Below are 11749 nucleotides of genomic sequence, written 5' to 3' on the forward strand. Positions count from 1 at the left end.
ACGGCGGCTCTTCGCCCTCCTCCCTTGATGACAAGGCCGGCACCCTCTCCACTGAAGGACAGCACTATGGCGCTAGTCGCGCGCAACGACCTCCGCAATGTGGCCATCGTGGCCCACGTCGACCACGGCAAGACCACGCTCGTCGACGCCATGCTCAAGCAGACGAACTCGTTCGACGCCCACTTCGAGGGCGAGGACCGCATGATGGACTCGAACGACCTCGAGCGCGAGAAGGGCATCACGATCCTCGCGAAGAACACCGCGGTGCTCTACAACGGGAAGCACGCGGACGGCTCGCCCATCGTCATCAACGTGATCGACACCCCGGGCCACGCCGACTTCGGCGGCGAGGTCGAGCGCGGCCTGTCCATGGTCGACGGCGTCGTGCTCCTCGTCGACGCGTCCGAGGGCCCGCTGCCCCAGACGCGCTTCGTGCTCCGCAAGGCGCTCGAGGCGAAGCTGCCCGTGATCCTCCTGGTCAACAAGACCGACCGCCCCGACGCGCGCATCGACGAGGTCGTGGCCGAGAGCCAGGACCTCCTCCTCGGCCTCGCATCCGACATGTCGGACGAGCACCCGGACCTCGACCTCGACGCGATCCTCGACGTGCCCGTCGTGTACGCGTCCGGCCGCAACGGCGCCGCGAGCTCGAACAAGCCCGAGAACGGCACGCTGCCCGACAACGACGACCTCGAGCCGCTCTTCAAGGCGATCCTCGATCACGTCCCGGCGCCCACCTACGACGACCAGCACCCGCTGCAGGCCCACGTCACCAACCTCGACGCGTCGCCGTTCCTCGGCCGCCTCGCCCTCCTGCGCGTCTTCAACGGCACGCTCAAGAAGGGCCAGCAGGTCGCCTGGGTCAAGCACGACGGATCCGTCAAGAACGTGAAGATCACCGAGCTCCTCATCACCAAGGCGCTCGACCGCTTCCCGACCGAGTCCGCGGGCCCCGGCGACATCGTCGCCGTCGCCGGCATCGAGGACATCACCATCGGCGAGACGCTCGCCGACCCGGAGGACGTCCGCCCGCTGCCCACCATCACGGTGGACGACCCGGCCATCTCGATGACCATCGGCACCAACACCAGCCCGCTCATCGGCAAGGTCAAGGGCCACAAGCTCACCGCCCGCATGGTCAAGGACCGCCTCGACCGCGAGCTCATCGGAAACGTGTCCATCAAGCTCGTCGACATCGGCCGCCCGGACGCGTGGGAGATCCAGGGCCGCGGCGAGCTCGCGCTCGCGATCCTCGTGGAGCAGATGCGCCGCGAGGGCTTCGAGCTCACCGTCGGCAAGCCGCAGGTGGTCGTCAAGCAGGTCGACGGCAAGGTGCACGAGCCCTACGAGCACCTCACCATCGACTCGCCCGAGGAGTACCTCGGCGCGATCACGCAGCTCCTTGCCGCCCGCAAGGGCCGCATGGAGGGCATGAGCAACCACGGCACCGGCTGGGTCCGCATGGAGTTCGTCGTCCCGTCGCGCGGCCTCATCGGCTTCCGCACGGAGTTCCTCACCATCACGCGCGGCGCCGGCATCGCCAACGCCGTCTCGCACGGCTACGAGCAGTGGGCGGGCGAGATCACGACCCGCGTCAACGGCTCGATCGTCGCCGACCGCGCCGGCGTGGCCACCCCGTTCGCCATGGTGGCCCTGCAGGAGCGCATGTCGTTCTTCGTGGAGCCGACCCAGGAGGTCTACGAGGGCATGGTCGTGGGTGAGAACTCGCGTGCCGACGACATGGACGTGAACATCACCAAGGAGAAGCAGCTGACCAACATGCGTCAGTCCACCTCCGACTCCTTCGAGCGCATGACCCCGTCGCGGAGGCTGACGCTCGAGGAGTGCCTCGAGTTCGCCCGCGAGGACGAGTGCGTGGAGGTCACGCCCGAGTTCGTCCGGATCCGGAAGGTCGAGCTCGACGCCAATGCGCGGCAGCGGAAGACCTCGCGGCTGAAGAAGCAGAACGCGTAACGCAGCATGACCCCGACGAGCCCGTCCGGCAGGTCCCTCCGCAGGAGGGAGTTGGCGGCCGGGCTCGTCCTCGTCCCCGCCCTGTTCCTCACGGGGTGCAGCCAGGTGGGCGAGGTCGTCCGCGACGCCGCCCACGAGGGCGCGAAGCAGGTGCGCCACAGCGTCGAGGACGTGATCGGCGACACGCTCGGCAAGGTGCAGGTCTCCACGGACGGCCACGTCCCGCCCTCCTTCCCGACGGATGCCGTGCCCTTCGCCGAGGGCAAGCTGCTCGGCGGGGGAGCTGCGCCCGAGGGCGCCGGCTGGGTGGCGCAGGTCGCCGTGCCGGACGTCGCGGGCGGGTTCGCCGACGCGCAGGCGCGGCTCGAGGCCGCCGGCTACGCCTCGAGCGACGTGGCGAGCGACGCGCAGAGCGGATACGGGCGGTTCACGACCGACGCGTACTCGGTCATCGTCACGGTGTCGGCGGATCCGGGCTCGCCCGTCGCCACGTACGTGGTCCTGCCCGCGGGCTGAGATCCGGGCCGGTCGGGCGCCGCCCGGGCTCAGGACGCGAAAAGCGTCTCCCCGACGTACCCGTCGCGCGTCGCGCCCGGCGGCACCGCCCAGATCCCGCTGCCCACGTGCCGCAGGTACTCGTTCATCGCGTCGCGGGCGAGGCTCCGCTGGATGGGGATGAACTGCGTGCGCGGATCCCGCTGGAACGCCAGGAAGAACAGGCCCGCGTTCAGTCGCCCGAGGTCGTCGTTGCCGTCGACGAAGTTGTAGCCGCGGCGCAGGAGCACCGCGCCGTCGTTGGCGTCCGGGTGCGCGAGGCGCACATGCGACGCGGGGTCGATGAGCGGTGCGCCCCCGCGCCCGACGGCGTGGAAGTCGGGCGCGGTCATCTCGGTGCCGCCGCTGAGGGGCGCGCCGGATCCCTTCGTGCGGCCGACGACGCGCTCCTGCTCGCGGAGCGACGAGCGGTCCCACGTCTCGATGGTCATGCGGATGCGGCGGGCGACCAGGTACGAGCCGCCCTGCATCCACGCCTCGGCGGGGGAGGATCCCGCGTCGGCCCAGACGTGGTCGTCGACCTGGCGCGTGTCCTCCGACTTCACGTTCGCGGTGCCGTCCTTGAAGCCGAACAGGTTCCGCGGGGTGACCTGCGCGCGGCTCGTCGAGGAGGTGCGGCCGAAGCCGAGCTGCGACCAGCGGATGGAGGCGCGGCCGAACGCGATGCGCGACAGGTTGCGGATCGCGTGCACGGCCACCTGCGGGTCATCGCTGCACGCCTGGATGCAGAGGTCGCCGCCCGTGGCCTGCGGGATGAGGGCCTCGCCCGGGAAGCGCGGGAGGTCGACGAGCGCGGCGGGCCGGCGGTCGGCGATGCCGAAGCGGTCGACGCCGTCGGCGGTCGTGAACAGCGAGGGGCCGAGGCCGAACGTGATGGTGAGGCCGGCGGGCGGCAGGTCCAGAGCCTCGCCCGTGTCGTCGGGCGGGGAGTCGTACGGGCCGTCGACCGCGCCGAGCGTGCCCGCGGATCCGCCGGCCGTCATGCGCGCGGCCGCGGCGCTCCAGTCCTTGAGCAGCGAGATCAGCCCCGCGCGGTCGATGTCGGCGACGTCGAACGCGGCGAAGTGCAGGCGGTCCTGGGCAGGGGTCGTGATGCCCGCCTGGTGCGCGCCGTGGAACGCGTACGTAGCGCCGCCCGCGGCCTGGCGCACGCCCGCGAAGGCGCGGTCGGCCAGGACGCCGCCGGCCGAGCCGACCAGGCCGCCGCCGAGCGCGCCCGCGCCGAGGAGGCCGAGGATCCCGCGGCGGGAGATGCCGGCGGGTGCCGAGGCGGCCGGGGGAGCGGGGGTCGCGGGAGCGGGCGCGGGAGCGTCGTCGGCCGCCGTGGTCTCGTGGTCCGTCATCAGCCGACAAGCGCGCCGGTGAGCTTCGACAGCGGCTCGGCCAGCGCGTTGACGCCGTCCGCGAGGCCCTTGACCTGCTCGGTGGTGAGCCTGTCGTAGGTCGTGAAGCCCTTGTCGAGGGTTCCGTAGGCGGCGAGCTCCGTCTCGAGCGACGCGAACTGCGCGTCGAGCGTGGCCACGAGCTGCGGGTCCTTCGGGGCGACGATGTCGCGGACGCCCTCGTACGCGACGCGCGCGCCCTCGAGGTTGGCCTGGAAGTCCCAAAGGTCGGTGTGCGACCAGATCTCCTCCTCGCCGGTGATCTTGCCGGAGGCGACCTCGTCCATCAGCCCGACCGCGCCGTTGGAGACCGTGGAGATGTCGACCGAGAAGCCGTCCGCGTGCACCGCGTCGTAGAGCTCCTGCGTGTCGGCGGTCAGCTCCTGGGCGAAGTGCGCGCGATCCGCGGTGCCGAGCGGCGTGTAGACGTCGCCGCCGTTCGCGTCGGGCGAGGGCTGCCAGAGGTCCTTCTCGATGCGGTGCCACCCGGTCCACTCGGTGCCGGGCTCGACGTCGGCCTCGCGGAAGTCGATCTCTGGGTCGAGGTCGCCGAAGGACTCTGCGACGGGCTCGACGCGCTCGTAGTACGCGCGGGCCGTGGGGTAGAGGGAGCGGGCTCTGTCGTCGTCGCTCGCGAGGTACGCGTCGGCGAACTCCTGCGTGGCCGGGAGCAGGCGGCCGACCTGGTCCTTGACGTAGGCGAGGTACGCAGCGGCCGCGTCCTGGCCCTGCTGCTCGGCGTCGCCCGCGAGCGCGACCTGGTCGCCCGTGACGGTGAAGGGCGCGCGGCCCACGCCGTCACCGACCATGCCGGGCTTGCAGACCGTGTAGTAGCTGCCGGGCTGGGCGGTGAGCACGAGGTCGCGCTCGATCCCGGGGCTCACGTTCTCGACCTCGCCGACGATGCGGAGGCCGTCATCCGCGAGCAGGTAGAACTCGGTGACCTGGTCGGTGGAGTTCGTGACGTGGAACGAGACCGTGCCGCTGGGGGCGGTCGCGGCGGACACGGTGCACGCGTCGGCGGAGCTGTCGACCGTGAGCTGCGTGACGCCGGAGTCCGCGGAGGCGGCACCGGCGCCGGCGTCGGCGGATCCGGTCGGGGCGTTCGCGACGCAGCCGGACAGGGCGAGGGCGGCGCCGGCGAGCAGGGCGGCGGCGGGGAGGGTCGAGCGCTTCATGGGACCTCGGGGGAGCGGGCCGGCGGTGCCGGGCGGTGGATGGAGCGGGAGAGCGGGAGGGATGCGGGCGTCAGCGCGCGGCGGGTGCGTCGGCGACGCGGGGTGCGTCGCCCGCGGGAGCGGTGTCGACGCGGGCGGCCGGGGGTGCGTCGGCCGGTCGCGCCCGCCGCCCCCGTCGCGCGAGCGTCAGGTAGACGGTGAGCGTGGGCACGACGTACAGCACCCACGTGATGGCCTCGAGCCAGGTGGTGGCGGGGGAGAAGTTGACGGTGCCCTTGAGGAGCGTGCCGTACCAGGATCCGGGCGGGACAGCGCCGGAGACGTCGAACGCGAGCGCGCCGAGGCCCGGGAGGATCCCCGCCTCCTGCAGGTCGTGCACCCCGTACGCGAGCACGCCGCCGGCCACGACGATGAGGAGCGCGCCGGTCCAGGTGAAGAAGCGCGCGAGGTCGATGCGGAGCACCCCGCGGTAGACGAGCCAGCCGAGCGCGACCGCGGTGACGAGCCCGAGGCCCGCGCCGACGAGCGGCATCGTGGTGGCGCCGGTGGCCTGCACGGCCGACCAGAGGAACAGGGCCGTCTCGATGCCCTCGCGGCCGACGGCGAGGAAGGCGACGGCGACGAGGCCCCACGCCGCACCCGCGATGGCCCGGTCGACCGCGCCCTGCAGCTCGGAGCGCATGTCCTTCGCGGTGCGGAGCATCCAGAACACCATCCAGGTGACGAGGCCCGTCGCGACGATGGAGAGGGATCCGCCGATGGCCTCCTGCGCCTCGAACGTGAGGCCGTAGGCGCCGTAGGTGAGGATCGCGCCGATGGAGAGCGCGAGCAGGACCGCGAGCCCGACGCCGAGCCAGAGCCGGCCGAGCACGTCGCGACGGCCGATCTTGACGACGTAGGCGATGAGGATGGTGACGACCAGCGCGGCCTCGAGGCCCTCGCGCAGGCCGATCAGGTAGTTCGCGAACACGCGTGCGCCTCTCCGGGCGGAGGGCGCGACGGGATGCGCCCTATTGCTGAGTCTGGGGAAATGTAGGTGAGGCTTGCCTTACCTCGTGCACAGTAGCGCGGGGGCGGGGGGCGCGTCCAGTCGATCCTCCCCGGGCAGCGCCCAGGGAGCGGTTCGCGGCCCGCGGCTAGGATCGCCGGATGACATCCGGCACGTCCCGACGCCCCGATCGGGCCGCCCGCACCGCCCGTCCCGAGCGTGAGCACGTCCTCCTCGTGCACGCCCACCCCGACGACGAGAGCATCGTCACAGGCGGCACCATCGCCAAGCTCGTGCGCGACGGCGTGCCCGTCACCGTGCTCACCTGCACGCGCGGGGAGCGCGGCGACGTCATCCCCGAGGAGCTCCGCTACCTGGAGGGCGACCTGCGCGCGCTCGCCGACCACCGCGAGACCGAGCTGGCCGACGCCATGGCCGCGCTCGGCGTCACCGACCACCGATTCCTCGGCGACGCCGACGCGCGCTGGCGCGGCCTCGAGGCGCGCCGCTACGTCGACTCCGGCATGGAGTGGGGCGACGACGGCGTGCCCGTGGCGCTGCGCCCGCTCGATCCCGACTCGCTGTGCGCGGGCGACGAGGCCGACGAGGCGCGCGACGTGCTCGCGGTGATCGCGGACGTCGACGCCACGAGCGTGATCACCTACGACGACCACGGCGGCTACGGACACCCGGACCACGTGCGCACGCACCTCATCGCGACCTGGGCGGCCGAGGAGGCGGGGATCCCCGCGTACCTCATCACGACGACCGCGTCGTCGGCACGCGAGGCGCACGAGCTCGTGGCCGCGCGCGGTCGGTTCCCCGCGCCCGACGCCGATCCCGCCGGCACGCTCGTGCTGCCGGACGACCAGGTCGACCTCGCCGTGGACGCGTCCGAGGTGCTCGACGCGAAGATCCGCGCGATCGCCGCGTACCGCACCCAGACCGTCGTCGACGGCGACCAGTTCGCGCTCTCGCACGGCATCGGCGCGCCCATCGCGCCCGTCGAGCTGTTCCGGCTCCACCGGCCCGCCGGCGCGACGCCGGACGACGGCGCACCGCGGCCCCCGCGCGGCGCGCAGCGCATCGGCACGGCGGTCGCGTCGCTCGTGCTCGGCCTGCTGGTGGGCGCGGTCGGAACGGCCGCGCACCGCGCCACGCTGCCCGTGGGCGGGATCCCGCTGCCGGTGGGCCTCGTGCTCGCGCTCGCGACGCTCGCGTGCCTGCTGGTCGCGTTCCGCCTGCTCCTCGTCGACCGCCTGCACGCGCTCTGCCTCGGGCTCGGCGTCGTCGCCGCCGTCGCGGTGCTCGGCACGCAGGGGCCGAGCGGATCCGTGCTGTTCCCCGACGACGGGCTGAGCCAGGTCTGGGCGATCGCGCCCGCGATCCTCGTCGCGGCCGTCGTCGTGTGGCCGCGGTTCTCGAACCGCGCGCCCGGCTCCGCGGCCCGCCCGGATGCCGCCGCTGCCGCGGGATCCGGCGCCCCGGCCCCGGCCGGGACCGGTTCGCGCGCCGCGTAGACTCGTCGCGCCGCACCGCTCCCGGAAGGACCCGCCCGAAGTGACCTACGTCATCGCTCTGCCCTGTGTCGACGTGAAGGACCGCGCCTGCATCGACGAGTGCCCGGTGGACTGCATCTACGAGGGCGAGCGGAGCCTGTACATCCACCCCGACGAGTGCGTGGACTGCGGTGCGTGCGAGCCGGTGTGCCCCGTCGAGGCGATCTACTACGAGGACGACCTGCCCGAGAAGTGGTCGGACTACTACACGGCCAACGTCGAGTTCTTCGCCGAGATGGGATCCCCGGGCGGCGCGACGAAGGTCGGCGTCACCGCGGGCGACCACCCCGTGATCGCTGCCCTCCCCATCCAGAACGGCTGACGCGCGTGGCCCTCGGCGAGCTCCCCGACTACCCCTGGGACCAGATGGCCCCGTACGCCGAGCGGGCGCGCCGCCACCCCGACGGCATCGTCGACCTCAGCATCGGGTCGCCCGTGGATCCGACGCCCACGCTCATCCGCGACGCGCTCGCCTGGGCGACGGACGCGCACGCGTACCCCACCACCGTCGGCACGCCGGAGCTCCGGCAGGCGATGGTCGACTGGCACGCGCGTCGGCGGAACGCGACGCTCGGCACCGACCAGGTGCTGCCGACCATCGGGTCGAAGGAGATGGTGGCCTGGCTGCCGTTCATGCTCGGCCTCGGCGAGGGGGACGCGGTCGTGCACCCCCGCGTCTCCTACCCGACCTACGCGATCGGCGCGGCGCTCGCCGGCGCGGAGAGCGTGCCCGCCGACGATCCCGCCGAGTGGCCCGCGCACACCCGCCTCGTCTGGCTGAACTCGCCCGGCAACCCCGACGGCCGGGTCCTCGGCGTCGACGAGCTGCGCGCCGCGGTCGCCCGCGCGCGCGAGCTCGGCGCCGTCATCGCGAGCGACGAGTGCTACGCCGAGCTCGGCTGGGACGGGGAGTGGGCCTTGGGGCCGACGCCCTCGATCCTCGACGCGCGCGTCGTCGGCGACGACCACGCGGGCGTCCTCGCGCTGTACTCGCTCAGCAAGCAGTCGAACCTCGCCGGCTACCGGGCCGCGCTCGTCGCGGGCGACCGGGAGCTCATCGCCCGCCTCATCCGCGTCCGCAAGCACGCGGGGCTCCTCCCGCCCGCGCCGCTGCAGCACGCCATGACCGTGGCGCTCGGCGACGACGCGCACGTGCGCGTCCAGCGCGAGCTCTACCGCGCGCGCCGCGACGTGCTGCGTCCCGCGCTTGAGGACGCCGGCTGGCGCATCGACCGCAGCGAGGCCGGCCTCTACCTCTGGGCGACCCGCGGGCAGGGCGCCTGGGAGGGCATCGCCGAGCTCGCCGACCTCGGGATCCTCGCGGGCCCCGGCCCGTTCTACGGGGACGCGTCGCCCGAGCACGTGCGCCTGTCGCTCACGGCCACGGACGAGCGGATCGCCCAGGCGGCGGCGCGGCTCCGCGCCGGTGCGACCACCGGGCGGACCGCGTAGCACGACCTCCAACGGACGCGCACGGATGCTGGCGGAGGCGACAGTGTCCCGGTCGGCCCTTTAGGCTGTAGTCGGCTCGGATCCCGACGCCGCGACGGCGTCACGAGCGTCCCGCGGCGCGCATCCCCCTCCGGGCCATCCACCCAGACTCGAGGAGGCGCCGTGACCGATGGCGGGCAGCAGGCGGACGACCGGCCGAAGGCGGACGAGAAGCCCACGGCGACCCTGACGTACCCGGGCGGCCGGATGGAGTTCCCCATCCTCCCCGCGGTCGAGGGCGCGTCCAGCATCGACATCTCGGCGCTCACGAAGAAGACCGGGCTGACGACGCTCGACAACGGCTTCGTCAACACCGCGTCGACCCGCTCGGCCATCACGTACATCGACGGCGAGCAGGGGATCCTCCGCTACCGCGGCTACCCCATCGAGCAGCTCGCGCGCCACTCGAGCTACCTCGAGGTGGCCTGGCTCCTCATCCACGGCGAGCTGCCCACGAGCGACGAGCTCGCCGGGTTCGAGGACGACATCCGCCGCCACACGCTCCTGCACGAGGACTTCAAGGGCCTGTTCCGCGCGCTGCCCACCAACGCGCACCCCATGTCGGTGCTCTCGAGCGCGGTCTCCGCGCTCTCCACCTACTACGAGGACTCGCTGAGCGTCCACGACCCGGAGCAGGTCGAGATCTCGACCCTCCGCCTGCTGGCGAAGCTGCCGGTCATCGCGGCGTACGCCCACAAGAAGAGCCTCGGCCAGGCGTTCCTCTACCCGGACAACTCGCTGGGCTTCGTCGACAACTTCCTGCGCCTGAACTTCGGCAACAACGCGGAACGGTACGAGGTGGACCCGGTGGTCAGCCGCGCGCTCGAGCGCCTGCTGATCCTGCACGAGGACCACGAGCAGAACGCGTCGACGTCGACCGTGCGGCTCGTCGGATCCACCGAGGCGAACATGTTCTCCTCCGTCTCGGCCGGCATCGGCGCGCTCTTCGGCCCGCTGCACGGCGGCGCGAACGAGGCCGTGCTCGCGATGCTCGGCCGCATCCGCGACTCCGGCGAGGGCGTCGACCGCTACGTCGAGCGCGTGAAGAACAAGGAGGACGGCGTCCGCCTCATGGGCTTCGGGCACCGCGTCTACAAGAACTTCGACCCGCGCGCCCGCCTCGTGAAGGAGAGCGCCGACGAGGTGCTCGAGGCCCTCGGGATCCAGGACCCGCTGCTCGACATCGCCAAGGAGCTCGAGGCGGTCGCGCTCGCCGACGACTACTTCATCGAGCGGAAGCTCTACCCCAACGTGGACTTCTACACGGGCGTGATCTACAAGGCGATGGGCTTCCCCACGCGCATGTTCACCGCCCTGTTCACCATCGGGCGCCTGCCGGGCTGGATCGCGCACTGGCGCGAGATGAACGAGGACCGGTCGACGAAGATCGGCCGTCCGCAGCAGCTCTACATCGGCCAGCCCGCGCGCGACCTCCCGCCGCGCGACTAGCGGGACGAGGATGACGGGCGCTCCCGAAGAGGGGGCGTCCTGAGGCCGCAGACCCGTGTACCCGCGCGGATCGGCGACCTAGACTCGTCTCACAGCGAGAGATCCATCCGCCGCCCGCAACAGCCCCTGCCGTCGGTCCCGACCCGAAGAGGGGGCCATGGCCAGACGCCTGCCGTCCTCCCCGCCGGTGCTGCCGGGGTTCACGTACGTGACGGTCCTCGGTTCCGGGGGCTTCGCCGACGTGTTCCTCTACGAGCAGGACATGCCGCGCCGCCAGGTCGCCGTGAAGGTGATGCTCGCGGAGATCGTGACCGAGCGCCTCCGCGCCATGTTCCGCGCCGAGGCCGACCTCATGGCGCAGCTCAGCGCCCACCCGTCCGTGCTCACCGTGCACCAGGCATCCGTCGCCGCCGACGGCCGCCCGTACCTCGTGATGGAGCTGTGCTCGTCGAGCCTCAGCGACCGGTACCGGCGCGAGCCGCTGGGCGTCGCGGAGGTGCTGCGCGTGGGGATCCGCATCGCGAGCGCCGTGGAGACCGCCCACCGCGCGGGCGTGCTGCACCGTGACATCAAGCCGGCGAACATCCTCACGACCGCGTTCGGGCATCCCGTGCTCAGCGACTTCGGCATCGCCTCGACGCTCGAGGACGCGGCCGCGACCGACGCGGTGGGCCTCTCGATCCCGTGGTCGGCGCCCGAGGTGCTCGCCGACGAGAGCCCCGGCACCGTGCGGAGCGAGGTGTGGTCGCTCGCGGCGACCGTGTACTCGCTGGCCGCAGCCCGTTCGAGGTGCCGGGCGGGCAGAACGCGCCCGCCGACCTCGTCGCGAGGATCCAGAGGGCCAGGCCCCTGCCGACCGGGCGCGACGACGTGCCCGAGCGGCTCGAGCTGGTGCTGCGCCGCGCGATGTCCCGGCAGCCGTCGGCGCGGCCGGAGTCGGCGCTCGCGTTCGTCCGCGAGCTGCAGGCGGTGGAGGCGGAGCTGCGGCTCGCGCAGACGCCGCTCGAGGTCGCGAGCGAGGAGTGGGCGTCGGCCGTGGCGGCCGGCGTCGACGAGGACGACGACCCGACGCGCGTGCGCGGCATCGTGCAGGTGGATCCGGGGACGACCGGGTCGGGCGGCGCGGGCGGCGTCCGGCGGGCGAGGCGGAAGGCGGCACCCGCGTCCGCGCGC

Annotated in this window: 9 protein-coding genes and 2 pseudogenes; 8 read left to right on the forward strand and 3 right to left on the reverse strand. The window is 72.9% G+C overall.

All coding sequences use genetic code 11. The annotated features are described in order from the left end of the window. The first annotated feature begins 66 nt into the window (after nucleotides 1-66). On the forward strand, nucleotides 67-1974 hold the full coding sequence (gene typA / locus HDR73_RS06395) for a translational GTPase TypA (protein ID WP_012299513.1): 1908 nt from the start codon (nucleotides 67-69) through the stop codon (nucleotides 1972-1974). Between the two features lie 6 nt (nucleotides 1975-1980). Beyond that, on the forward strand, nucleotides 1981-2490 hold the full coding sequence (locus HDR73_RS06400) for a hypothetical protein (RefSeq protein WP_041464636.1): 510 nt from the start codon (nucleotides 1981-1983) through the stop codon (nucleotides 2488-2490). A gap of 29 nt (nucleotides 2491-2519) precedes the next feature. Here HDR73_RS06400 and efeB read toward each other — a convergent pair whose 3' ends face one another. From efeB to efeU, 3 genes are all read right to left on the reverse strand, one after another. Then, nucleotides 2520-3872 carry an iron uptake transporter deferrochelatase/peroxidase subunit gene (gene efeB, locus HDR73_RS06405; RefSeq protein WP_012299511.1) on the reverse strand — a complete coding sequence of 451 codons (1353 nt, stop codon included), beginning with the start codon at nucleotides 3870-3872 and terminating at the stop codon, nucleotides 2520-2522. Continuing rightward, a complete protein-coding gene (efeO, locus tag HDR73_RS06410) occupies nucleotides 3872-5089 on the reverse strand; it encodes an iron uptake system protein EfeO (RefSeq protein WP_012299510.1) in 1218 nt (405 codons plus the stop codon). Before efeO ends, efeB begins: the two co-directional genes overlap by 1 nt. Nucleotides 5090-5159: 70 nt before the next feature. Then, nucleotides 5160-6059, reverse strand: a complete 900-nt coding sequence (efeU, locus tag HDR73_RS06415; protein WP_012299509.1) for an iron uptake transporter permease EfeU — start codon at nucleotides 6057-6059, stop codon at nucleotides 5160-5162. A gap of 179 nt (nucleotides 6060-6238) precedes the next feature. Between efeU and HDR73_RS06420 the strand changes: the two genes are divergently transcribed. The 6 genes and pseudogenes from HDR73_RS06420 to HDR73_RS06445 all read left to right on the forward strand — a co-directional run. After that, nucleotides 6239-7597 carry a PIG-L family deacetylase gene (locus tag HDR73_RS06420; RefSeq protein WP_012299508.1) on the forward strand — a complete coding sequence of 453 codons (1359 nt, stop codon included), beginning with the start codon at nucleotides 6239-6241 and terminating at the stop codon, nucleotides 7595-7597. 40 nt (nucleotides 7598-7637) lie between these two features. Next, a complete protein-coding gene (fdxA, locus tag HDR73_RS06425; RefSeq protein WP_012299507.1) occupies nucleotides 7638-7958 on the forward strand; it encodes a ferredoxin in 321 nt (106 codons plus the stop codon). A gap of 5 nt (nucleotides 7959-7963) precedes the next feature. Continuing rightward, on the forward strand, nucleotides 7964-9088 hold the full coding sequence (gene dapC, locus HDR73_RS06430; RefSeq protein ID WP_012299506.1) for a succinyldiaminopimelate transaminase: 1125 nt from the start codon (nucleotides 7964-7966) through the stop codon (nucleotides 9086-9088). 162 nt (nucleotides 9089-9250) lie between these two features. Continuing rightward, nucleotides 9251-10576, forward strand: a complete 1326-nt coding sequence (locus tag HDR73_RS06435; protein WP_012299505.1) for a citrate synthase — start codon at nucleotides 9251-9253, stop codon at nucleotides 10574-10576. A 262-nt stretch (nucleotides 10577-10838) separates the two neighbouring features. Further along, nucleotides 10839-11312: pseudogene (locus HDR73_RS06440) on the forward strand (serine/threonine-protein kinase); the annotation flags it as partial. Between the two features lie 5 nt (nucleotides 11313-11317). After that, nucleotides 11318-11749 (forward strand): annotated as a pseudogene (locus tag HDR73_RS06445) (serine/threonine protein kinase); the annotation flags it as partial.

This window comes from Clavibacter sp. (assembly GCF_014802555.1).
Taxonomy (GTDB): Bacteria; Actinomycetota; Actinomycetes; order Actinomycetales; family Microbacteriaceae; genus Clavibacter; species Clavibacter sepedonicus.